This window comes from Streptomyces chiangmaiensis (assembly GCF_036281785.1).
GTDB classification, from domain to species: domain Bacteria; phylum Actinomycetota; class Actinomycetes; order Streptomycetales; family Streptomycetaceae; genus Streptomyces; species Streptomyces chiangmaiensis.
The window spans coordinates 65468-87192 of sequence record NZ_JAYWVC010000013.1 but is presented as its reverse complement, the minus strand read 5'-3'; the positions used below and the strand labels follow the sequence as shown (position 1 = coordinate 87192).

General features: G+C 70.4%; 23 protein-coding genes. 12 read left to right on the top strand and 11 right to left on the bottom strand.

Features of this window, described 5'->3' with window-relative positions; genetic code table 11:
• The 7 genes from VXC91_RS06890 to VXC91_RS06860 form a co-directional block, all read left to right on the top strand.
• Positions 1-399 (top strand): BMP family lipoprotein (locus VXC91_RS06890; RefSeq protein ID WP_329505894.1); only part of this gene is annotated, 399 nt, incomplete at its 5' end.
• Between the two features lie 271 nt (positions 400-670).
• A complete protein-coding gene (locus VXC91_RS06885; RefSeq protein WP_408057340.1) occupies positions 671-2332 on the top strand; it encodes an ABC transporter ATP-binding protein in 1662 nt (553 codons plus the stop codon).
• Positions 2329-3456: an ABC transporter permease gene (locus VXC91_RS06880; protein WP_329505893.1), complete on the top strand. Its 1128-nt coding sequence runs from the start codon at positions 2329-2331 to the stop codon at positions 3454-3456. Before VXC91_RS06885 ends, VXC91_RS06880 begins: the two co-directional genes overlap by 4 nt.
• Positions 3456-4718 (top strand): ABC transporter permease, encoded by a 1263-nt coding sequence (locus tag VXC91_RS06875; RefSeq protein ID WP_329505891.1) that lies wholly within the window; start codon positions 3456-3458, stop codon positions 4716-4718. Before VXC91_RS06880 ends, VXC91_RS06875 begins: the two co-directional genes overlap by 1 nt.
• Positions 4715-5116: a cytidine deaminase gene (locus VXC91_RS06870; protein WP_329505889.1), complete on the top strand. Its 402-nt coding sequence runs from the start codon at positions 4715-4717 to the stop codon at positions 5114-5116. The genes VXC91_RS06875 and VXC91_RS06870 overlap by 4 nt, the downstream gene beginning before the upstream one ends.
• A gap of 80 nt (positions 5117-5196) precedes the next feature.
• Positions 5197-6474 carry a thymidine phosphorylase gene (locus VXC91_RS06865; RefSeq protein ID WP_329505900.1) on the top strand — a complete coding sequence of 426 codons (1278 nt, stop codon included), beginning with the start codon at positions 5197-5199 and terminating at the stop codon, positions 6472-6474.
• Between the two features lie 152 nt (positions 6475-6626).
• Positions 6627-7010, top strand: coding sequence for an STAS domain-containing protein (locus VXC91_RS06860; RefSeq protein ID WP_329505888.1), 384 nt, complete (start codon positions 6627-6629; stop codon positions 7008-7010).
• Here the strand turns inward: VXC91_RS06860 and VXC91_RS06855 are convergent.
• Both VXC91_RS06855 and VXC91_RS06850 read right to left on the bottom strand, forming a co-directional pair.
• On the bottom strand, positions 6903-7910 hold the full coding sequence (locus tag VXC91_RS06855) for a sigma-70 family RNA polymerase sigma factor (protein ID WP_329505887.1): 1008 nt from the start codon (positions 7908-7910) through the stop codon (positions 6903-6905). The genes VXC91_RS06860 and VXC91_RS06855 overlap by 108 nt on opposite strands.
• 156 nt (positions 7911-8066) lie before the next feature.
• On the bottom strand, positions 8067-9323 hold the full coding sequence (locus VXC91_RS06850; protein WP_329505886.1) for an MFS transporter: 1257 nt from the start codon (positions 9321-9323) through the stop codon (positions 8067-8069).
• Between the two features lie 63 nt (positions 9324-9386).
• Between VXC91_RS06850 and VXC91_RS06845 the strand changes: the two genes are divergently transcribed.
• Entirely contained in the window at positions 9387-10349 is a 963-nt protein-coding gene (locus VXC91_RS06845) for a LysR family transcriptional regulator (protein ID WP_329505884.1), read from the top strand.
• Between the two features lie 89 nt (positions 10350-10438).
• On the opposite strand, the gene VXC91_RS06840 is transcribed toward VXC91_RS06845, so the two are convergent.
• Positions 10439-11200 carry an alpha/beta hydrolase family protein gene (locus tag VXC91_RS06840; protein WP_329505882.1) on the bottom strand — a complete coding sequence of 254 codons (762 nt, stop codon included), beginning with the start codon at positions 11198-11200 and terminating at the stop codon, positions 10439-10441.
• Between the two features lie 113 nt (positions 11201-11313).
• On the opposite strand from VXC91_RS06840, the gene VXC91_RS06835 reads away from it, so the two are divergent.
• Positions 11314-12468 carry an adenosine deaminase gene (locus VXC91_RS06835; protein ID WP_329505880.1) on the top strand — a complete coding sequence of 385 codons (1155 nt, stop codon included), beginning with the start codon at positions 11314-11316 and terminating at the stop codon, positions 12466-12468.
• A gap of 130 nt (positions 12469-12598) precedes the next feature.
• Positions 12599-12949 carry an ATP-binding protein gene (locus tag VXC91_RS06830; RefSeq protein ID WP_329505878.1) on the top strand — a complete coding sequence of 117 codons (351 nt, stop codon included), beginning with the start codon at positions 12599-12601 and terminating at the stop codon, positions 12947-12949.
• Between the two features lie 92 nt (positions 12950-13041).
• Here the strand turns inward: VXC91_RS06830 and VXC91_RS06825 are convergent, their stop codons facing one another.
• The 5 genes from VXC91_RS06825 to afsQ1 form a co-directional block, all read right to left on the bottom strand.
• A complete protein-coding gene (locus VXC91_RS06825) occupies positions 13042-13266 on the bottom strand; it encodes a PspC domain-containing protein (protein ID WP_329505876.1) in 225 nt (74 codons plus the stop codon).
• Between the two features lie 164 nt (positions 13267-13430).
• Entirely contained in the window at positions 13431-13982 is a 552-nt protein-coding gene (locus tag VXC91_RS06820) for a VanZ family protein (protein WP_329505874.1), read from the bottom strand.
• 112 nt (positions 13983-14094) lie between these two features.
• On the bottom strand, positions 14095-14709 hold the full coding sequence (locus tag VXC91_RS06815; protein WP_329505872.1) for a hypothetical protein: 615 nt from the start codon (positions 14707-14709) through the stop codon (positions 14095-14097).
• Positions 14706-16271 (bottom strand): HAMP domain-containing sensor histidine kinase, encoded by a 1566-nt coding sequence (locus VXC91_RS06810; protein WP_329505870.1) that lies wholly within the window; start codon positions 16269-16271, stop codon positions 14706-14708. Before VXC91_RS06810 ends, VXC91_RS06815 begins: the two co-directional genes overlap by 4 nt.
• Positions 16268-16945, bottom strand: a complete 678-nt coding sequence (gene afsQ1, locus VXC91_RS06805; protein ID WP_329505869.1) for a two-component system response regulator AfsQ1 — start codon at positions 16943-16945, stop codon at positions 16268-16270. Before afsQ1 ends, VXC91_RS06810 begins: the two co-directional genes overlap by 4 nt.
• A gap of 262 nt (positions 16946-17207) precedes the next feature.
• On the opposite strand from afsQ1, the gene VXC91_RS06800 reads away from it, so the two are divergent.
• A complete protein-coding gene (locus VXC91_RS06800; RefSeq protein ID WP_329505867.1) occupies positions 17208-17981 on the top strand; it encodes a SigE family RNA polymerase sigma factor in 774 nt (257 codons plus the stop codon).
• Positions 17982-18133: 152 nt separating this feature from the next.
• Here VXC91_RS06800 and VXC91_RS06795 read toward each other — a convergent pair whose 3' ends face one another.
• On the bottom strand, positions 18134-18769 hold the full coding sequence (locus tag VXC91_RS06795) for a uridine kinase family protein (RefSeq protein ID WP_329505866.1): 636 nt from the start codon (positions 18767-18769) through the stop codon (positions 18134-18136).
• A 128-nt stretch (positions 18770-18897) separates the two neighbouring features.
• Between VXC91_RS06795 and VXC91_RS06790 the strand changes: the two genes are divergently transcribed.
• Positions 18898-19299: a hypothetical protein gene (locus VXC91_RS06790; RefSeq protein ID WP_329505899.1), complete on the top strand. Its 402-nt coding sequence runs from the start codon at positions 18898-18900 to the stop codon at positions 19297-19299.
• Positions 19300-19380: 81 nt separating this feature from the next.
• Here the strand turns inward: VXC91_RS06790 and VXC91_RS06785 are convergent, their stop codons facing one another.
• Positions 19381-20301 (bottom strand): aldehyde dehydrogenase family protein, encoded by a 921-nt coding sequence (locus VXC91_RS06785; protein WP_329505865.1) that lies wholly within the window; start codon positions 20299-20301, stop codon positions 19381-19383.
• Positions 20294-21724 carry an aldehyde dehydrogenase family protein gene (locus tag VXC91_RS06780; RefSeq protein WP_329505864.1) on the bottom strand — a complete coding sequence of 477 codons (1431 nt, stop codon included), beginning with the start codon at positions 21722-21724 and terminating at the stop codon, positions 20294-20296. Before VXC91_RS06780 ends, VXC91_RS06785 begins: the two co-directional genes overlap by 8 nt.
• Position 21725: the final 1 nt, after the last annotated feature.

The window sequence follows — 21725 nt, the reverse complement described above, 5'->3', positions numbered from 1 at the left end:
GAGAACGCCGCGAACGGCCAGATCGACGCCGGAGCGGACGTCATCTACCACGCGGCCGGCCTGTCCGGTCAGGGTGTCATCAAGGCCGCCGCCGCGCACAAGGTGTGGGCCATCGGTGTCGACTCCGACCAGTACGAGCAGAGCGCGCTGTCGGCGTACAAGGACTACATCCTCACCTCGGCCCTGAAGAACGTCTCCGGTGCGGTGTACGACCTCACCAAGTCGGTCCTCAAGGACCACAAGCCGCTGTCCGGTGAGGTCCGCGGCAGCCTGGACAACGGCGGTGTCGGCCTCTCCGACACCAACCCGGTGTTCAAGAACAACGCCGACCTGCAGGCCGCGCTGAAGAAGGCCGAGCAGGGCATCAAGGACGGCACGATCAAGGTCAACGCGTCCTGACGCCCGCCTGCGGGACGCACGTCCCCCGCGTCCCGGCGCCGACGTCACGGTGCCGGGACACCCAGGACAAGAGGCCATAACAGGCCATGGTCAAGGCGTCGTCGTAATGGCACCGTTAAGGCCAGGGAACGGGGTGTGGGAAGGAAGTCCGACCCACACCCCGTTCGCGCGGCACAATGCTCGGAACAATCGGAACCGGTCAGGTCCGAGCACTATTTAAGGCAGGGGCGCTACGCGCATAGAGGGGCCCCTTTTCCAAGAGGAGTGCGCCATCGACGCGTCCAGCAGCCCTCCGCTCACCGCACCGTCGACGATCGCGGTCGAGTTGGCGGGGATCACCAAGCGATTCCCGGGTGTCGTTGCCAACCATGACATCCGCCTCACGGTCCGCAAGGGCACCGTGCACGCCCTTGTCGGCGAGAACGGCGCGGGCAAGTCGACGCTGATGAAGATCCTCTACGGCATGCAGAAGCCGGACGAGGGCACCATCACCGTCGGCGGCGAGCAGGCGACCTTCAACAGCCCCGCCGACGCCATCGCGCGTGGCATCGGCATGGTGCACCAGCACTTCATGCTCGCCGACAACCTCACGGTCCTGGAGAACGTGGTCCTCGGCAGCGAGAAGCTGTACGGCATCGGCGCCGCGGCCCGCAAGAAGATCAAGGAGCTCTCCGACCGGTACGGGCTGAACGTGCGTCCCGACGTCCTCATCGAGGACCTCGGTGTCGCCGACCGTCAGCGCGTGGAGATCCTCAAGGTCCTCTACCGTGGCGCCACGACGCTGATCCTGGACGAGCCGACCGCCGTGCTCGTTCCGCAGGAGGTCGACGCGCTCTTCGAAAACCTGCGCGAGCTGAAGTCCGAAGGCCTGTCCGTCATCTTCATCTCCCACAAGCTGGGCGAGGTCCTCTCGGTCGCCGACGACATAACCGTCATCAGGCGGGGTACGACGGTCGGCACCGCCATTCCCTCCGAGACCACCCCGCGCCAGCTGGCCGAGCTGATGGTCGGCAGCGAGCTGCCCACCCCGGAGACCGCCGAGTCCACCGTCACGGACAAGCCCGTCATCGAGGTCAAGGGCCTCACGGTCTACGCGAGCGGGGGCGCCTCCCTCGGGGAGCCCGCCGAGCACGCGGGCACCGGTCTGCTGACGGAGGAGGTGTCGGAGGCCGACGGCGTGCGCCGCGTCCTGGACGACATCACCTTCACCATCCACGCGGGCGAGGTCATGGGCATCGCCGGCGTCGAGGGCAACGGCCAGAGCGAGCTGATCGAGGCGCTGATCGGCCTCAGGAACGCCGACTCCGGGACCATCGCCTTCCTCGGCGAGGAGATCACCTCCTGGGCCACCCGCAAGCGCCGGGAAAAGGGCATCGGCTACATCCCCGAGGACCGGCACCGCCAGGGCCTGCTGCTGGAGGCCCCGCTGTGGGAGAACCGCATCCTCGGCCATGTCACCGAGCGCCCCAACACCAAGGGCCTCTGGCTCGACCCCAAGGGTGCCCAGGACGACACCCGGCGGATCGTGAAGGAATACGACGTCCGCACCCCTGGCATCGACGTCACCGCGGCCTCCCTCTCCGGCGGCAACCAGCAGAAGCTGATCGTCGGCCGGGAGATGAGCCATGCGCCGAAGTTCCTGATCGCCGCCCATCCCACCCGTGGTGTGGACGTCGGCGCGCAGGCCGCGATCTGGGACCACATCCGCGCGGCCCGCCGTGAGGGCCTCGCCGTGCTGCTGATCTCCGCCGACCTGGACGAGCTGATCGGCCTGTCCGACACCCTGCGGGTGATCTACAACGGCAGGCTGGTCGCCGATGCCGACCCCGCCACCATCACCCCGGAGGAGCTCGGCTCGGCCATGACCGGCGCCGCGTCCGGTCATCTGGAACACGTCGAGGAAGAAGCCGCCCCGGAGGACGAGGCCCGATGAAGAAGTTCGACAAGGAGCGGGTGCTCCTCGCGGTGGCCGGTCCGGTCCTCGCACTCGTCGCGGCGATCCTGCTGACCTCGGTCGTGCTGGTCGCCTCGGGCAAGAACCCGTTCGAGCCCTACCGGCTGATGCTGGAGCAGGTGGGGTACTCCGACATCCAGGTGCTGGTCATCAACCAGGCGTCGCTGTACTACATCGCCGCACTCGCGGTGGCCCTCGGCTTCCGCATGAACCTGTTCAACATCGGCGTCGACGGCCAGTACCGCCTGGCCGCCATGATGACCGCTGTCGTCGGCGCGCACGTGGCGCTGCCGTCCTTCCTCCAGGTCCCGATGCTCCTGCTGGTGGGCCTGCTCACCGGTGCCTTCTGGTCCGGCATCGCGGGCGCCCTGAAGGTCACCCGGGGCGTCAGCGAGGTCGTCTCGACGATCATGCTCAACGCCATCGCCACCAGCGTCATCGGCTATCTCACCCTCACCGACAACTTCGGCGTGCTGGTCGGTGACAACATCACCACCGGCGTGATGAAGAAGTCCGGCTGGGTGCCCGGCATCAACCTCGGCTCGGACGTCGGCGAGATCTACGGCCTGGTCTTCCTCGCCGTCCTCCTGGGCATCGGCTACTGGCTCGTCCTGAACCGCACCCGCTTCGGCTTCGACCTGCGGGCCACCGGCGCCTCCGAGACCGCCGCCGCGGCCTCCGGTGTCGACGCCAAGAAGATGGTCTTCACGGCGATGCTGATCTCCGGCGGGGTCGCCGGTCTGTCCGGCCTGCCGCTGCTGCTCGGCGACTCCCACACCTACGCCCTCACGTTCCCCGCGGGCCTCGGCTTCACCGCCATCGGCATCGCCCTGCTCGGCCGCAACAACCCCGGCGGCATCGCGCTCGCCGCCCTGCTGTGGGCCTTCCTGGACAAGGCCTCCCCGGCGCTCGACTACGCGACCCCGGTGGCGTACGAGAAGGAGATCGCCACGATCATGCAGGGCCTGATCGTCTTCGCGGTCGTCATCTCGTACGAGGCCGTACGCCAGTGGGGCCTGCGGCGCCAGCAGAAGCGGGTCGGCGCGGAGCTGGCCGCCGCGGCCGCCGGCAACAACAACCACAAGAAGGAGGTGGCTGCCTGATGGCCACCGCGACCGTCGCGAAGCCGAAGGCGCAGCAGCCCGGCAAGGGCAGCCGCCGTGTTTCTCTCCCCGTGCTCCTGCTCGTCATCGCGGGCGTGCTGGTCCTCACTTCGATCGTCCGCCTCATCAGCGGCGCGGAGGGCATCACCTCGACCGGGCAGATGTCCACGGCCCTGCGTCTGGCCGTCCCGATCGGCCTCGCGGGCCTCGGCGGCCTGTGGGCCGAGCGCTCCGGCGTCGTCAACATCGGCCTCGAGGGCATGATGATCCTCGGCACCTGGTTCGGTGCCTGGGCCGGCTATCAGTGGGGCCCTTGGGTGGGTGTCGTCTTCGGCATCATCGGAGGCGCCCTCGGCGCCGTCCTGCACGCCATCGCCACCGTCACCTTCAACGTGGACCACATCGTCTCCGGTGTGGCGATCAACATCCTGGCCCTCGGCGCCACCCGCTACCTGTCGAAGTTCACCTTCGAGAACCAGCCGCAGGGCTCCTCCAAGCAGTCCCCGCCGATCGACTCGCTGGGCACCTTCGACATTCCCGGCCTGTCCGGCTGGCTGGACACGCTGAACGAGAAGCACTGGTTCCTGATCTCGGACCTCGCGGGGCTGATCGGAGGCCTGGTCACCGACCTGTCGCCGCTCACCGTGATCGCGGTGGCCCTCGTCCCGATCACCTGGTGGGTGCTGTGGCGCACCGCCTTCGGACTGCGCCTGCGCTCCTGCGGCGAGAACCCGGTGGCGGCCGAGTCGCTCGGCGTCAACGTCTACAAGTACAAGTACATCGCCGTGATCATCTCCGGTGGTTTCGCAGGCCTCGGCGGCGCGTTCCTGTCGATCGTGGCGTCCAACGTGTACCTGGACGGCCAGACGGCCGGCCGTGGCTACATCGGTCTGGCCGCGATGATCTTCGGAAACTGGATGCCGGGCGGTCTCGCCCTCGGCGCGGGCCTGTTCGGCTACACCGACAGCCTCAACCTGCGCGGTGGCACCACCAACGTCCACGCGCTGATCCTGCTGCTGGCGATCCTGCTGGTGTTCGGCGCCGTGTACCTGGCCTGGCGCAAGAGGTACGTCCCCGCGCTGATCACGGCCGTCATCTCGGCCCTGATGTTCGTCTGGTACGTCGGCACCAACGAGGTCCCCAAACAGCTCGTGACCGCGACCCCGTACATCGTCACCCTGCTCGTGCTCTCGCTGTCCGCGCAGCACCTGAGGATGCCGAAGGCGGACGGTCTGCCGTACCGGAAGGGGCAGGGCAAGTGACCCCGCCCGCGACGGTCGACTGGGCGGCCCTGCGGGAGGAGGCGCGCGCCGCGATGACCCGCGCGTACGCCCCCTACTCGGGCTACCCGGTCGGCGTGGCCGGCCTCGTCGACGACGGGCGGATCGTCACGGGTTGTAACGTCGAGAACGCCTCGTACGGTCTCGGCCTGTGCGCCGAGTGCGGGCTGATCTCGCAGTTGCAGAACACCGGGGGCGGCAGGCTGACGCACTTCACCTGTGTGGACGGCAAGGGGGAGACCCTCGTCCCCTGCGGTCGCTGCCGCCAGCTGCTCTACGAGTTCGGCGGCCCCGACCTGCTGCTCGAGACACCCGCCGGGATCCTGCCGCTCTCCGAGATGCTGCCGCAGGCTTTCGGGCCGGACCATCTCACCAAGTAAGTCCCGTGCGGCCCCTCCGCGTCACCCCCGTGGCGCGGAGGGGCCGCACACCTTCGAACTTCGGAAGGAAGCCCATGGCCATGGATGCCGTCTCCGTCATCCGCACCAAGCGGGACCGCGGTGAGCTGAGCGACGAGCAGATCGACTGGGTCATCGACGCCTACACGCGGGGCGAGGTCGCCGACGAGCAGATGTCCGCTCTTGCGATGGCCATCCTGCTCAACGGCATGAACCGGCGGGAGATCGCCCGCTGGACCGCCGCGATGATCGCCTCGGGCGAGCGCATGGACTTCTCGTCGCTGTCCCGCCCGACGGCCGACAAGCACTCGACGGGCGGCGTCGGCGACAAGATCACGCTCCCGCTGGCCCCGCTGGTGGCCGCCTGCGGTGCGGCGGTCCCGCAGCTGTCCGGGCGCGGCCTCGGCCACACCGGCGGCACGCTGGACAAGCTGGAGTCGATTCCCGGCTGGCGCGCGCTGCTGTCGAACGAGGAGATGCTGCACGTCCTCGACACCACGGGCGCGGTGGTCTGCGCGGCGGGCGACGGCCTGGCGCCCGCGGACAAGAAGCTCTACGCGCTGCGTGATGTCACCGGCACGGTGGAGGCGATCCCCCTGATCGCCTCCTCCATCATGTCGAAGAAGATCGCCGAGGGCACGGGGTCGCTGGTCCTGGACGTGAAGGTCGGCTCCGGCGCGTTCATGAAGACCATCGAGGACGCGCGCGAACTGGCCGCCACGATGGTGGGCCTGGGCTCGGACCACGGCGTGAAGACGGTCGCACTGCTCACGGACATGTCGACCCCGCTGGGCCTGACGGCGGGCAACGCGCTCGAGGTGCGCGAGTCGGTGGAGGTCCTCGCGGGCGGCGGTCCGGCGGACGTCGTGGACCTGACGATCGCCCTGGCGCGGGAGATGCTCGACGCGGCGGGCCTGAAGAACGTGGACCCGGCGAAGGCCCTGGCCGACGGCTCCGCGATGGACGTCTGGCGCCGCATGATCGCCGCTCAGGGCGGCGACCCGGACGCTGCGCTGCCGACGTCCCGTGAACAGCACGTCGTGAAGGCTCCGTCGTCGGGTGTCCTGACCCGCCTGGACGCCTACGGCGTCGGCGTCGCCGCCTGGCGCCTGGGCGCCGGCCGTGCCCGCAAGGAGGACCCGGTGCAGGCGGCGGCGGGCATCGAGATGCACGCCAAGCCGGGCGACACGGTGACGGAGGGCCAGCCGCTGCTGACCCTGCACACGGACACCCCCGAGCGCTTCGCCTACGCGCTGGAGGCGATCGAGGGCGCGTACGACGTCGCGGCGCCGGGTACGGAGTTCGCGGCCTCGCCGGTCGTGCTGGAACGTATCGCCTGACCAGGTGTTTTCCCTTTCGGGTGAACGGGATCGGTGGACCGCTGCCGGTCCCGTTCGTCATGCTGGACGTCGGTGACGCACCGATAGGAGACCGCCATGAGGGCACTCACCGTCAGCCAGGACCCCGAGCAGAGCTCGCAGATCCCCCGCCGATGAGTACCCGGCGGCCGGCCGGTCTACCGACCGTGGACGCCGAGACACCCGCCGTACTCGTGGTGGCCGGCCCCGTCACGCGGGACGACGTGGCGCGGCTCGGCGACGAGATGAGGGCGCTGATGAAGGAGACCGGGGCCGTCGTCGTGTGTGACGTCGCGGAGCTCAGGCCCGTCACCCTGGCCTCGGTGGACGTACTGGCCCGGCTTCAGCTGGCCGCCCGCCGCGCCGGGGGCCGTATCCGGCTGCGCGACCCGGCCCCCGCCCTGCGTGCCCTACTCGCTCTTGTCGGCCTCCCCTTCGAGGTGGAGGGGGATGTCGAACAGCGGGAACCAGCGCTTGGTGTCGAGGAAGAAGTGGAACCCGGTGAGCCGGCCGTCTGAGATCTCCAGGACCTGGACCGACCAGGCCGTGAAGCCGCCGGTGTCCGGGTCCGGCTTGTACTGGGCGAAGCCCGGCTGGCCGTTGACCGCGACGCGCACCAGCCGGGAGCCCTCGCAGGCGGAGCCGAGCGTCGTCATGAAGCCGGTGATGTCCGACGTGCCGCGCAGCCACAGGTCGAACGGTGGCATCGTCATCACCGCGTCCTCGTGCAGCAGGGCCGTCAGCGCCTCCATGTCGTACCCCTCGAAGGCGGTCACATAGCGCTCCAGGAGCTCTTGCTGCTCCTCGTCCAGAGGGTCGGAGACGGCGGCGTCGGCGCCCTCGCCGCCCCTGTCCACCAGTGTGGCCCGGGCCCGCTGCAGCGCGCTGTTGACCGAGGCGACCGAGGTGTCGAGGAGCTCGGCGACCTCGCTCGCCTTCCAGGCCAGCACCTCGCGCAGGATGAGCACCGCGCGCTGCTTGGGCGGCAGTTGCTGCAGGGCGGCCATGAACGCGAGCCGCACCGACTCCTTGGCCACCGCGGCCTCCGCCGGGTCGGTCACCGCGGGCAGCATGCGGGCGTCCGGCATCGGCTCCAGCCAGGTGTGGTCCGGACGCGGGGAGAGGGCGGCGCGGGCGAGCGGTGTGGACTCGGTCAGGTCCATCGGGCGGGCGCGCTTGTTGCCCGCGCTCAGCATGTCCAGGCAGACGTTCGTCGCGATCCGGTACAGCCATGAGCGCAGCGAGGAGCGGCCCTCGAACTTCTCGTGGCTCCGCCAGGCGCGGACCATCGTGTCCTGCACCGCGTCCTCGGCCTCGAAGGAGGAACCGAGCATGCGATAGCAGTAGCCGGTCAGTTCGACCCGGTGTTTCTCCAGCCGGACGTCGAGGTCGTCCGCCGTCGCCGCTCCGTCATCCATGGTCCACCCACCCCTGCGGCCGTTCCTGTCGCGCATCGTCGCGCCCCAGCACTTCGGAAGCTACCGCAGCGCACTGACAACGACCCCCGGAGTGGAGAAAGGGGCAGGTGAGGGCAGCGCCTGCGGTGTCGCGGACGACCCCCGCCGCACCGCGGGCTATGCCGTCCGCACCGCCAGGCGGGCCGCCCTCGATCCGAACACCGTGATCGTCACGACGCCGAGCACCGCCAGCACGCCCATGCCCACCGTGCCGCCCCAGCCGCCCGCGTGGAAGGCCACCGCGCCCAGTGTGCTGCCCGTGCTGGAGCCGATGTAGTAGGCCGACTGATAGAGGGCGGAGGCCTGGGCACGGCCCTGCTTCGCCGTGTGGCTGACCGCCGACGACGCCACCGCGTGGCCCGTGAAGAAGCCGGCCGTGATCAGCACCAGGCCCAGCAGGACCAGCGGCAGGGAGGCCGCGAGGGACAGCAGCAGTCCCGCCGTCGTGGTGCCGGCCGCCAGGTAGAGCGCACCGCGGCGGCCCATCCGGCCCACCATCCGGCCCGCCGTCGACGCCGTCACCGTCCCGACCAGATACACCAGGAAGATCGAGCCGATGATCCCCTGGGGCAATCCGAACGGCTGGTCCGTCAGGCGGTAGCCGATCACCGTGTAGACGCCGCCGAACACCATCATGAACAGCGCGCCGATCGCGTAGAGCCGGCGCAGCAGCGGGTTCGCGAGATGGTCGCGGACGGTGCGGGCCAGGACGCGGGGATGCAGCGAGCCGGCCTTGAAGTGCTTGGGCGCCGGCAGCAGCAGGCGGAAGGCCACCGCGCAGGCGACCGCGAGCACACCGATCGTGCCGACGGCGACCCGCCAGCCCCACTCCTGCGCGACCCAGCCGGTGATCACCCGGCCGCTCATGCCACCGACGCTGTTGCCGGCCACGAACAGACCGATCGCCGTGATCAGGGCCTTCGGGGTGACCTCCTCGGCCAGATACGCGGTCGCCGAGGCCGGCAGCCCGGCCAGCGCCGCGCCCTGCACCGCACGCAACGCGATCAGCGCGCCCAGCGACGGGGCGAAGGGAACCAGCAGACCGACCGTCACCGCGACCGCCAGCGACGCCGTCATCAGCGTGCGCCGTCCGAACCGTTCGGAGAGCGCGCTCATGGGCAGGACGAACAGCGCCAGTCCGCCCGTCGCGCCGGACACCGTCCAGCTCGCCGCGCTCGCCGTCACCCCGAAGTCGCGGGAGACGAGCGGCAGCAGGGCCTGCGTGGAGTAGAGGAGGGCGAAGGTCGCCACCCCCGCAAGGAAGAGGGCGAGGCTCACCCGGCGGTAGCCGGGGCCACCCGGGCGCATACGGGAGTCGGCGGTGACGGCGTCGGCGCCCACGGTGGTGGACGCCGCGGTATCGGCAGCAGGCATACCTCGAACGTACGGACCTCAGTCCTCATGCGTCCAATGCACAGAAACCCCATAATCGTTCCCATGATGCATCAGCGGACGTCAGCGACCGGCCCGTCATCGTCCGGTGACACAAGTGACGCAGCAGACATCGTCACCCTGCTCGCGCCGCGCCTCGCGTACTTCGCGGGCGTCGCGCGTACCGAGCACGTCACACGGGCCGCGCAGGTGATGCAGGTCCCGCAGTCGACCCTGTCCCGCGCGCTCGTCCGGCTCGAACGGGACCTGGGCGTCGAGCTGTTCGCCCGTCGCGGCCGCACGGTCTCGCTCTCCCCGGCCGGCCGTACGTTCCTCGCCTCCGTCGAACGCGCCCTCGCGGAGATCGAGCGGGGCGCCGAGGAGGTGCGCGCGGACGCGGACCCCGCCACCGGCAAGGTCGCCTTCGGCTTTCTGCACACGATGGGCGCCGAGACCGTGCCCGGCCTGATCCACGCCTTCCGCGCCGGCCATCCGCGCGTCCGCTTCAGCCTCGTCCAGAACTACGGGGAGGCGATGCTCGAGAAGCTGCGGGCGGGGGAGCTGGACCTGTGCCTCACCTCGCCGGTGCCCGACGCCGCCGATCTGGTCGCCCGTCGCCTCGACGAGCAGAAACTGCGGCTCGTCGTCCCCGCCGACCACCGGCTCGCGGGCCGCAGGCGCATCCGCCTCGTCGAGGCCGCCGAGGAGACCTTCGTGACCCTCGAACCCGGGTACGGGCTGCGCCGCATGACCGACGACCTGTGCCGCGAGGCCGGGTTCAGCCCGCGGGTCTCCTTCGAGGGGGAGGAGGCCGAGACGTTGCGCGGCCTGGTGGCGGCGGGTCTCGGCGTCGCGCTGCTGCCGCCGCCCGCCGTGCCGCGCCCCGGTGTCGTCGAGCTGACCGTCACGGCGCCGCGTGCGGTGCGGGAGATCGGCGTCGCATGGCTCGAGGGGCATGCCGACACCCCGCCCGTGGCCGCGTTCAAGAGCTTTCTGCTGTCGCGGCGGGGGCAGCTCCTGCCCGACTAGTGCGGCGACCACAGCGCTGGCGTGCGGGCCGGGCCGCGCCCACCCGTGAGCCGCACAGGGCCGCGGACGGGGCGCCGGAGCGGCGCCCCTCACCTTCTCAGTGACCGCCCGAACCCGGCCGCCAGCGGCATCCTCAACCCCAGAGGAGGCGGAGCCGCCAGCGCGTCCTGCAGCGGGCGGGAGAACGGCCGCCCGAACAACGTGCCCATGACGAAGTCCGCTGCCAGGGACTGCACTTCGGACCGGTACTGGTGCAACCCGTGACCGTCCGCGTGCACTTCGAAGCGGCAGATGTCGCGATTCGCCTTCTTGGCGCGCTCCGCCAGCCGGAACGACAGCTCCGGGTCCGTGCGTTCGTCATTGGTGCCGTGCACGATCAGCACCTGCCGCCCGGCGAGCTGCTTCACCGGTTCGGGTGACGCCGCCATGTCGTCCTCGGGCAGCCAAGGGGCCAGCGCCAGCACGGAGTCGACGGCCGTGTGCCCGGCCGCGTGCAGCGCCGCCCGGCCGCCCATACCCACGCCGGCGAGGCAGACGGGCACATCTCCATGGCGTCGTACGATCTCGTCGGCGGCCCAGGCGGCGTCCTGCGACAGATGCGCCTCGCTGCCGTTCCAGCCCCGGTAGCGGTAGTGCACCACGTGGATGACCAGCCCCTCGTCGCGGCCCGCTCGCGCCAGCCGGCGGCCGAGGGCGCGGACCGAGGCGGCGGCCATCAGGGGGGAGGGTCTGCGGGCGGAGATCTCGTCGCCTCCCGGGAGCAGCAGCACCGCCCCGCTCACCGCCGTCGGTTCCTGGCCGAGCGCTCTCCCCAGCCGGGCCCTGCGAACCGGCGTCGCTTGATGTGCCATGACAGAACAGTGTCAGAAGCAGCGGTGTACGAAACCCGCCCCGGTGGTCACCTTTGCGTATCGACGTCTCGTCGCGCGTCGTGCTCTACGCGCGTAGGCGCTATGGTGCGGAAATGACGAGCCAGCACCAGAACACCCCGAGCTGGGATCAGATCCGCCGGGCTCCCAAGGTCCTGCTGCACGACCATCTCGACGGCGGCCTGCGCCCCGGCACGGTCGTCGAACTCGCCCGTGACACGGGCTACGCGAACCTGCCCGAGACGGATCCGGACAAGCTCGGTCTCTGGTTCCGCGAGGCCGCCGACTCCGGTTCCCTGGAGCGGTATCTGGAGACCTTCTCCCACACCGTCGGCGTGATGCAGACCCGCGAGGCGCTGGTGCGCGTGGCCGCCGAGTGCGCCGAGGATCTCGCCGAGGACGGGGTCGTCTATGCGGAGGTGCGCTACGCGCCCGAGCAGCACCTGGAGGGCGGGCTCAGCCTCGAGGAGGTCGTCGAGGCCGTCAACGAGGGCTTCCGGCTCGGCGAGCGGCGGGCCAGGGAGAACGGTCACCGCATCCGGGTCGGCGCGCTGCTCACCGCCATGCGGCATGCGGCCCGTGCCCTGGAGATCGCCGAACTGGCCAACCGCTACCGGGATCTCGGCGTGGTCGGCTTCGACATCGCCGGTGCCGAGGCCGGTTACCCACCCACCCGGCACCTCGACGCCTTCGAGTACCTCAAGCGCGAGAACAACCACTTCACCATCCATGCCGGAGAGGCCTTCGGGCTGCCGTCCATCTGGCAGGCGCTGCAGTGGTGCGGCGCCGACCGCCTCGGGCACGGAGTGCGGATCATCGACGACATCCAGGTCCTCGACGACGGTTCGGTGGAGCTCGGGCGCCTCGCCTCGTACGTGCGCGACAAGCGCATCCCGCTCGAGCTCTGCCCCAGTTCCAATCTGCAGACCGGTGCGGCCGACTCGTACGCCGACCACCCCATCGGGCTGCTGCGGCGGCTGCACTTCCGTGCCACCGTGAACACGGACAACCGTCTGATGTCGGGGACGAGCATGAGCCGGGAATTCGACCATCTGGTCGAGGCGTTCGGTTACACGCTCGAGGATCTCCAATGGTTCTCTGTCAATGCTATGAAGTCAGCATTCATTCCTTTCGATGAACGACTGGCGATGATCAATGACGTCATCAAGCCGGGATACGCCGAATTGAAGTCCGAATGGCTGTTCCAGCAGACCGCTTCCACCAGCGGTTCTGCGGCGCCCGAGGGCTGACGGGCCCGATTTCGGGGCGACCGGGATTCATTTTCCCGGCCGCCTGCGGATGTTTGCGGATCGCCGATTCACGTGTTTACGGTTCTGGACCGCTCACATCTCCGTCAACGGACCCAAGGACGCGTTCATCATGAAGCAGTCTGCTGCCAAGACCCTCGGTGTCGCCGCTCTCGGTGCCGCCTTCGCCGCCGCGGGCACCGGTGTCGCGAGCGCCGCCCCGGCCGTGCCGGACGTCACCGGCCTCGACACGGTCACCCAGGCGCTGCCGGTGGGCGGTGTCACCGGGATGCTGCCCGGCGCGAACGAGGCGCTCGGACAGGGGCAGAACGCGCTCGGCCGGGCGGTGGACGCCGCGCAGCCGGTCGCCGACCAGGCCGTCGCCGACGGGCCGGCGGCCCCGGTCACCGGGCTGCTCGGTGGTCTGCCGGTCAAGGGACTGCCCATGCACGGCCTGCCGGTGAACGGCATCCCGCTGGGCTGAGCCGACCGGCTTCGGACGATGCGAAGGGGCGCCCCGAGCCGGGGCGCCCCTTCGCATGCGGGAGTCCGGTGGCGATGCCGGAGCACCGGTCGTCACCAGACCGTGCGCGCGCCCGCCTTCTCCTCCGAGGGGAACAGGATCCACAGGGCTATCAGGATCCACAGGGCTATGTAGAGCAGGAACTGGGGGCCGGGGAGCAGGCACGACAGCACGAAGATCACGCGCATCGTGGTGGCGGAGGTGCCGAAGCGCCGTGCCAGCGCTGCGCACACTCCGCCGATCATCCGTCCGTGAGTGGGGCGGGCAAGGGCGGTCATGGTGGCTCCTTCGCGAACCGTAGCCCGGAATCCGGTCCCGGCGACTGCCGGGACGGACGATCGCGTCCGGGTCCCCGGCGCCGTCGGTGCTCTCGGCGGTGAGGTTTCCTCGTCGCTTTCGATGTGGTCCACGCTACGGGGACGAAGGGGGGCGAAGCGTCACTCTACGGAGCCATCCCGACCCTGGGAATCGTCGGGGTCCGCCCCTGGGACGGCTCCTCCCTCGGGTGGGCGGCCCGGCGCCGGTGCTCGGCCCGGCGGCGGAGCCGGTACCGCGCCGCGGGGACGATCAGAAGATGGGTCAGTGCCACGCCGACCGTACTGAGCAGGATCGTGTCGATGTCCACGACCTGACCGGGGACCCCGGTCTGCACCAGTTCGATGCCCAGGGAGATCAGGGTGCCCGCGGCGACCGTACGGGCCAGCGAGGCGAACGGCGAGACGTCCAGCCGGCCGCCCGCCATGGGCAGCAGCACCCCGAGCGGCGCGAGCAGCGCCAGCCCCTTCCCGATGCGGCGGGCGGCCTCCGGCCAGCCCAGCACGAGATCGGCTCTGATACCGGCGAACGGATGGAGATTGGCGGGCCGCACCCAGGGCACGTCCAGCGGGCGAAGCGTGATCCAGGCGACGAGCGCGAGGTGTGCGACGAGGAGGACACCCCCTGCCACACGGACGCGGATCACGGCGCTGCCGCCGATCGAGCCTTGACGCTGCACTCCCCCCTAGACGCGGCCCCCGGCGCCTCCGGTTCCGCCCTGCGCCGCCGAGATGTGAACGGTTCCTCACACGGTGACGGGCGAGGCACCGGCCGGCGGGTGCGGCCGTGCCTCAGGGCCTGGTGACCTCGGTGGACGGCGGCTGCTTGCCGCCCGGGCGGGAACGCACGTCGCTCGTGCACTCGTAGCGGCGCAGCGGCTGGTCGGCGGGGCCGCCGAGCACGACCGTCCCGTCGTCGGCGGCGGTCGCCTCCGAGTCGGCGAACGTGCAGACGATCTGCGCGAGGGCAGAGGAAGTGAGGTCCTGCACGCGGGCGCTCAGCCGGAAGGTGTCCTCCAGGTCCTTGCCGCGGGGCCCGCTCACCCTGATGCCGCCGGTCACCTCCGTCGTGTAGCCCGCCTGCTTCTCCGCGGTGGACGGCTTCGCGGCGAGCTGGTCGAGCAGGCCCTGGGCCACCAGCACCCGCCGCTGGGCCTCGGCCGTGCCGTCCGGGATGCGCACGGAACGGTCCACCGTCACCAGTTGCGAGGCGCACAGCAGGAAGACCTGGACCGGAATGCCGCGGCCCGCCTGCGTGGACAGGTCAGCGCCGGACAGGGCGCACGGCACCCGGGACGGCGCGGGGCCGAAGTCCGTCGGAACCTGGGTGGAGCGGATGCCGCAGCCGGCCAGCAACGCGGCCAGCAGCGGCACGGCGAGCCAGGGTCGCGCGCCACGTCGTCTCATCGGGCGTTCCCCTTTGCGCCGTTCCCGTTCCGCTTCTCCTCCTCGACCAGTGGCGACGCGTCGCGGGGCAGGCGCAGCGTGAACACCGCCCCGCCCTCGGGGGAATTGGCGGCCGTGATCTCGCCGCCGTGGATGTGCGCGTTCTCCATCGCGATGGACAGCCCGAGGCCGCTGCCCTCGGAGCGCGGCCGCGAGGCGCTGGCCTTGTAGAAGCGGTCGAAGACGTGCGGGAGGACGTCCTCGGGGATGCCGGGACCGTGGTCGTGTACCTCGATGACGAGTTCTTCGCCCTCCTCGCGCACCGAGACCCGCACCGGCGAACCGCCGTGCTTGAGCGCGTTGCCGATCAGGTTCGCCAGGATCACGTCGAGGCGGCGCGGGTCGAGGCGGGCCGTGATGCCGCGCTCGGCGTCCAGTTCGACGGCGTCCAGCCATGCGCGGGCGTCGATGCACGCGGTGATCTGGTCGGCGATGTCCACGTCGTCGAGCACCAACCGGGCCGTGCCCGCGTCGAAGCGGGTGACCTCCATCAGGTTCTCGACGAGGTCGTTCAGGCGCCGCGTCTCGCTGACCACCAGCCGTACGGCCGGTTCGATCATCGGGTCGAGGCCGCCCGTCCCGGCGTCCAGCTCCTCCTCCAGAACCTCGGTGACGGCGGTGATCGCGGTGAGGGGAGTACGAAGTTCGTGGGACATGTCGGCGACGAAGCGACGGGAGGCCTCCTCGCGGGAGCTCATGTCCGCGACCTTCTTCTCCAGGGACTCGGCGGCGCGGTTGAACGTCCGGGACAGCTCCGCCAGTTCGTCGGTGCCGGAGACGCGCAGCCGGGTGTCCAGCTTGCCCTCGCCGAGGCGCCGGGCCGCGATGCCGAGGCGGTGCACCGGCTTCAGCACGGTCGTGGCGGCGGCCTGCGCGAGCAGGGCCGAGCCGATCAGCGCGAGCCCGGTGGCGATGCCGAGGGACCAGGCGAGGGAGTTGAGGTCTTTGGCCTCCGGCTCCAGGGACTTGAGCATGTATCCGGTCGGGCCGCCGCCGATCACCTTCGCCCCGCCCACCAGGTACGGCCTGTCGCCGTCGATGATCCGCTGCCAGTAGAGGTGGTAGGCGTAGTTGTTGGTCGACGACACCGTCTGCTGCTTGTTCACCGCCTTCTGCAGTGACTTCGGCACGTCCTCCAGCGTGAAGGCGTCCAGATCGGAGTTGCCGACGACGGTCCTGCCCTGCTCGTCCGTCGCGACCAGGAGCACGCTGAAGCGCTGGCTGCTGTTCGCCATCTGCCCAGCGGCGTGCTGCAGTTCGTCCTGCGTCGGATGGACCGGCAGCGAGCTCGCCCGGTTCTGCATCTCCTGCTGGAAGTCGCGCAGCACCGCGTCCTGGGTGCGGGTGAGGACGGCCTCGCGGTTGAGCCAGTACGCGATGGCGGACGCCGACACGGCGGCGGTGAGTGCGACCAGCGCGAAGACCACGACCAGGCGCAGCCTGAGGCTCGTGAAGCGGATGCGTGACTGGACGGTTCCGCGTGCCGCGGACCAGCCGCGGCGTCCCCCTTGTGGATCGGTCACTGAGGAGCGTCCAGCCGGTAGCCGACGCCACGGACCGTGCGGATCAGCGTGGGGGACGACGGGACGTCCTCGACCTTGGCGCGCAGCCGCTGCACACAGGCGTCGACGAGCCGGGAGTCACCGAGGTAGTCGTGCTCCCACACCAGCCGCAGCAACTGCTGCCGGGACAGCGCCTGGCCGGGCCGCCGGCTCAGCTCCAGGAGCAGCCGCAGCTCGGTCGGGGTCAGCTGAAGGTCCTCGCCGTTCTTGGTGACCGTCATCGCCGACCGGTCGATGACGAGGTTGCCGAACGTCGCCGAGTCACTGGCCTCGCGCTCGCCGCGGCGCAGCACGGCCCGGATCCGGGCGTCGAGCACCCTGCCCTGCACGGGCTTGACGACGTAGTCGTCGGCGCCCGACTCGAGACCCACCACGACGTCGATGTCGTCGCTGCGCGCGGTCAGCAGGATGATCGGCAGCTGGTCGGTGCGCCGGATGCGACGGCACACCTCGAACCCGTCGATGCCGGGCAGCATCACGTCCAGCACGATCAGGTCCGGCCGCTGTTCGCGCAGCAGCTTGAGACCGTCCTCTCCGGTGGCAGCGGTGGCCACACGGTGTCCCTGGCGCGTCAAAGAGAGCTCCAGGGCCGTTCGGATGGCGTCGTCGTCCTCGATCAGCAACAGGGAAGGCACGGGGGTCATTCTGACCCATGCCGTGGCCGTCTTTCGACAGTTGGAGCGCTCCCGCTCATCTCGCCCGTACGAGGTGCTGACGGCCACACGGGTGCGTAGCCGTACGACTCTCCTCTGTGATCGCGCTGTGGTGCCGCTGCGGACCGCCCCTGTGACAGGTCTGTGACAGTCGGCGGACACGGCGATGAAGTGGGCCGGGCAGGCTTCTCGACACAAGCAAGGCCGCACGGAAGACCGGGGACTCCACGACGGGGGGCGCGAGATGAACACGCTGCACAGCACCAGCACGAGCGCAGTTGTCACGCGTCTGCACGATGTCACCCGGAACGCCGAGAAGTCCGGTGCCGATGGGGGTCCCTCCCGCGCGAGCGGGTTCGAGCGTGGGGGAGGGCGGGGGTGCGCTCGCGGCACCGGGCGTCAGCACGCCGGCTACATGACGGTGGTTGACGCGCACACGGGGGAAGCTCACGGGGGAACCGCGTACGGGGAGGCCTCGGGGGAGGGCCGTTCGGCGGCGGAGGCGGAGTTCACCGCCTACGTCGAGGAGCGCCGCGCCTCCCTGTACGCAACCGCCTACCATCTGACCGGCGACCGCTTCGAGGCCGAGGACCTGCTGCAGAGCGCGCTGTTCTCGACGTACAGGGCGTGGGACCGGATCAGCGACAAGGCCGCAGTGGGGGGCTATCTGCGGCGGACGATGACCAATCTGCACATCAGCGCGTGGCGCCGCCGCAAGCTGAACGAATACCCGACCGAGGAGCTGCCGGAGACCGCCGGTGACACGGACGCGATGCGCGGCACCGAACTGCGTGCCGTCCTGTGGCAGGCGCTCGCCCGGCTGCCCGAACTCCAGCGCACCATGCTGGTCCTGCGCTACTACGAGGGCCGCACGGACCCGGAGATCGCGGAGATCCTCGACATCAGTGTCGGCACGGTGAAGTCGAGCATCTGGCGGTCGCTCCGCCGGCTGCGCGAGGACGAGGTCCTCAGCTTCGGCCGTGACGAGGAGGAGTCCTTCGGGGAGCTCGTTGCCTGAGGGATCAGGGGCTCGGGGGAGCCCCGCAGGGGGAAACAACGGGGTCACGGGGGACCACGGGGGAAGCACCACCACGGGGGAAGCACGGGGGTGCAGGAGAGCGGGACTGGAGGGCCGGGGGGTCCGTCCAGTCCCGCTTCCCGTTGTGAGGGTCAGACGGCCGTGCCCACCGAGGCGCGCCGTCCCGCGGCCACGGCCGCCAGCCTGCTCAGCGCCTCGTCCCGGTCGCAGCCGTGGGCGCCGAGACCCGTCTGGCGCGCGACGATCGACCGTTCCGCCCGCATCAGTCGCCAGCCGCGACGCAGCAGGAACGGGACCGACTTGCGGCCCTCCCTGAGGTCGCGCACGAAGCGCCGGCGGAACGTGGTGAGGGGACCGCGGGTCAGGCACAGCGCGTCGGCCAGCACGCCGAGTTCCCGGCAGCGCTCCACGACCTCGGCGGCGAAGACGCCCTCCGCGACGAAGACCGGGGTGCGGTCGATGCACAGCGTCTCCTCGCCCGTGCGCGCGCTGAGCGCGATGTCGTACACCGGCACCGTCGTACGGCCCGTGGCGCACAGTTCGGCGATGGCCGCGACCGCGATGTCCGCGTCCCACGACCGTGGATGGTCCCAGTCGATGTCCGAACTCCCCTCCATCAGCGGCAGCGTCGGGTCGTCGCCCTCCTTGTAGAAGTCGTCGAGCCGCAGCACGGGAAGCCCGGAGAGGGCGGCGACGAGGGACTTGCCGGAACCGGAGGGGCCGCAGAGCAGCACGACGCGGGAGGGGATCGGGGGATGGAGACTCACGAGACACCAGTTTGACGCATCCCGCTCACCACATCGACCTCGCGGGTCTGCGTTGGCGCGCACATCACCTCTCAACTACCCTGTGTGCCGACATGATTACCTTGAGCATGGAGAAGGTGGCAGCAGCCATGGCACGACACGCCTCCCCGAGGAACCCTGCCGTCCGGCGGACTCTCGTGGCCCTCGCGACCACGGGTGCCGCACTGGGGGCGGGCGCGGCCACGGCGTCGGCGGACACCGCCCCGGTCCTGGACGTGACGGGTGTGCGGCCCGCGTCGCTCGGCCACACCGACCCGCAGGCGGCGCTGTCGGCGCTCACGGGGACCGTGGGCCATGCGACCGGTCCGGTCGCGGGCCTCAAGCCCAACCCGCTGGCGGGCACGGGCGTCGACCCGCTCGACAACGGAGTCGCCACCCAGGTCGCCGACTTCAAGCCGCTGTCCTCGCAGGCCCTGACCCGGCCGGTGGCCCAGGCGCAGTCGCTGGGCAGTGTGCCGCTGCTCGGGCAGGTGCTCGGCGCGGTGCACTGAGCGTCCGTGCGGCGGTCGCAACGACGAAGAGCCGCGTTTCCCCTGGAAGGCGGGGAAGCGCGGCTCTTCGGTCTTCGGGCGTCAGTACGACGAACCGGACGTGCCCAGCGACCCCGTCGGGTGCCAGACCGTCTTCGTCTCCAGGAAGGCCGTCAGACGCTCGGTGCCCGGGGTCCCGGAGTAATCCACAGGCTGTGGACGAAGCACGCGCTTCAGGTTGTCCGCCGCGGCGATCTCCAGTTCCCTGGCCAGCACCTCGTCGGCGCCGGCCAGGTCGATCGCGTTGACGTCCTGGTGGGCGGCCAGCGGGGCCGCGATCTCCGCCGTGCGGCCGGAGAGGACGTTGACGACACCGCCCGGCAGATCGGAGGTGGCCAGGACCTCCCCGAGGGAGAGGGCGGGGAGCGGGGCTTTCTCACTCGCGATCACCACGGCCGTGTTGCCGGTCGCGATCACGGGGGCGACCACCGAGACCAGGCCCAGGAACGACGACTCCTGGGGGGCGAGGACCACGACCACGCCCGTCGGCTCGGGGGAGGAGAGGTTGAAGAACGGGCCCGCCACCGGATTGCCGCCGCCGATCACCTGGGCGATCTTGTCGGTCCAGCCCGCGTACCAGACCCAGCGGTCGATCGCCGCGTCGACGACCGCCGCCGCCTTTGCCTTCGACAGTCCCTCGGCGTCGGCGACCTCCCGGACGAACTGCTCCTTGCGGCCCTCCAGCATCTCCGCGATGCGGTAGAGGATCTGGCCGCGGTTGTACGCCGTCGCACCTGACCAGGCGCCGAACGCCTTGCGCGCGGCGACCACCGCGTCACGGGCGTCCTTGCGGGAGGACTGCGGTGCATTGGCCAGCCAGTTGCCCTTGGAGTCCGCCACCTCGTACACCCGGCCGCTCTCGGAACGCGGGAACTTCCCGCCGACGTACAGCTTGTAGGTCTTGAAGACCGAAAGTCGCTCGATCTTCTCGGACTTCTCGGTCTTCGCGGTCTTCTCAGACATCGAGGTACGCCTCCAGGCCGTGGCGACCGCCCTCGCGGCCGAAGCCCGACTCCTTGTAACCGCCGAACGGCGAGGTCGGGTCGAACTTGTTGAACGTGTTGGACCAGACGACACCGGCGCGCAGCTTGTTCGCGACGGCCAGGATCCGGGAGCCCTTCTCCGTCCAGATACCGGCGGACAGGCCGTACTGGGTGTTGTTGGCCTTGGCCACGGCCTCTTCCGGCGTGCGGAAGGTGAGGACGGACAGCACCGGGCCGAAGATCTCGTCGCGGGCGATGGTGTGCGCCTGGGTGACGTTCGTGAAGAGCGTCGGGGCGAACCAGTAGCCGGATGACGGGAGTTCGCAGGCGGGGGACCAGCGCTCGGCGCCCTCCGCCTCACCCTGCTCGGCGAGCGCGGTGATCCGGGCCAGCTGCTCGGCGGAGTTGATCGCGCCGAGGTCGGTGTTCTTGTCGAGCGGGTCGCCCAGGCGGAGGGTCGACAGCCGCCGCTTCAGGGACTCGAGCAGCTCGTCGTGGATCGACTCCTGGACCAGGAGACGGGAGCCTGCGCAGCAGACCTGGCCCTGGTTGAAGAAGATGCCGGTCACGATGCCCTCGACGGCCTGGTCCACGGGCGCGTCGTCGAAGACGATGTTGGCGCCCTTGCCGCCCAGTTCGAGGGTGAGCTTCTTGCGGGTGCCCGCGACCGTGCGCGCGATCTCCTTGCCGACGGCCGTGGAGCCGGTGAAGGCGACCTTGTTCACGTCCGGGTGCGCGACGACCGCGGCTCCCGCGTCGCCGTATCCCGGAAGGATGTTGACGACGCCCTTGGGCAGGCCCGCCTGGCGGCAGATGTCCGCGAAGAACAGGGCCGACAGGGGGGTCGTCTCCGCGGGCTTCAGTACGACCGTGTTGCCGGTCGCCAGCGCCGGGGCGATCTTCCACGCCAGCATCAGCAGGGGGAAGTTCCAGGGGATGACCTGCCCCGCCACGCCCAGGGGCTTCGGGTCGGGGCCGAAGCCCGCGTGGCCGAGCTTGTCGGCCCATCCGGCGTAGTAGAAGAAGTGCGCGGCGACCAGGGGCAGGTCGGCGTCGCGCGTCTCCTTGATCGGCTTGCCGTTGTCCAGCGTCTCCAGGACGGCGAGCTCACGGCTGCGCTCCTGGATGATGCGGGCGATGCGGAAGAGGTACTTGGCGCGCTCGGAGCCGGGCAGCGCCGACCACGTCGCGAAGGCCTTGCGGGCGGCCTTCACCGCGCGGTCCACGTCCGCCTCGCCGGCCTGAGCGATCTCGGAGAGGACTTCCTCGGTGGACGGGCTGATCGTCTTGAAGACCTTGCCGTCGGCCGCTTCCGTGAACTCGCCGTCGATGAAGAGGCCGTACGAGGGCGCGATGTCGACGATCGCGCGGGACTCGGGTGCGGGTGCGTATTCGAAAACCATG

Coding starts and splice junctions, on each gene's coding strand:
- VXC91_RS06835 (WP_329505880.1), top strand. CDS start 11,314: ATGACGAGCCAGCACCAGAACACCCCGAGCTGGGATCAGATCCGCCGG.
- VXC91_RS06830 (WP_329505878.1), top strand. CDS start 12,599: ATGAAGCAGTCTGCTGCCAAGACCCTCGGTGTCGCCGCTCTCGGTGCC.
- VXC91_RS06790 (WP_329505899.1), top strand. CDS start 18,898: ATGGCACGACACGCCTCCCCGAGGAACCCTGCCGTCCGGCGGACTCTC.
- VXC91_RS06855 (WP_329505887.1), bottom strand. CDS start 7,910: ATGGATGACGGAGCGGCGACGGCGGACGACCTCGACGTCCGGCTGGAG.
- VXC91_RS06875 (WP_329505891.1), top strand. CDS start 3,456: ATGGCCACCGCGACCGTCGCGAAGCCGAAGGCGCAGCAGCCCGGCAAG.
- VXC91_RS06850 (WP_329505886.1), bottom strand. CDS start 9,323: ATGCCTGCTGCCGATACCGCGGCGTCCACCACCGTGGGCGCCGACGCC.
- VXC91_RS06785 (WP_329505865.1), bottom strand. CDS start 20,301: ATGTCTGAGAAGACCGCGAAGACCGAGAAGTCCGAGAAGATCGAGCGA.
- VXC91_RS06860 (WP_329505888.1), top strand. CDS start 6,627: ATGAGTACCCGGCGGCCGGCCGGTCTACCGACCGTGGACGCCGAGACA.
- VXC91_RS06780 (WP_329505864.1), bottom strand. CDS start 21,724: ATGGTTTTCGAATACGCACCCGCACCCGAGTCCCGCGCGATCGTCGAC.
- VXC91_RS06815 (WP_329505872.1), bottom strand. CDS start 14,709: ATGAGACGACGTGGCGCGCGACCCTGGCTCGCCGTGCCGCTGCTGGCC.
- VXC91_RS06865 (WP_329505900.1), top strand. CDS start 5,197: ATGGATGCCGTCTCCGTCATCCGCACCAAGCGGGACCGCGGTGAGCTG.
- VXC91_RS06880 (WP_329505893.1), top strand. CDS start 2,329: ATGAAGAAGTTCGACAAGGAGCGGGTGCTCCTCGCGGTGGCCGGTCCG.
- VXC91_RS06840 (WP_329505882.1), bottom strand. CDS start 11,200: ATGGCACATCAAGCGACGCCGGTTCGCAGGGCCCGGCTGGGGAGAGCG.
- VXC91_RS06845 (WP_329505884.1), top strand. CDS start 9,387: ATGATGCATCAGCGGACGTCAGCGACCGGCCCGTCATCGTCCGGTGAC.
- VXC91_RS06800 (WP_329505867.1), top strand. CDS start 17,208: ATGAACACGCTGCACAGCACCAGCACGAGCGCAGTTGTCACGCGTCTG.
- VXC91_RS06825 (WP_329505876.1), bottom strand. CDS start 13,266: ATGACCGCCCTTGCCCGCCCCACTCACGGACGGATGATCGGCGGAGTG.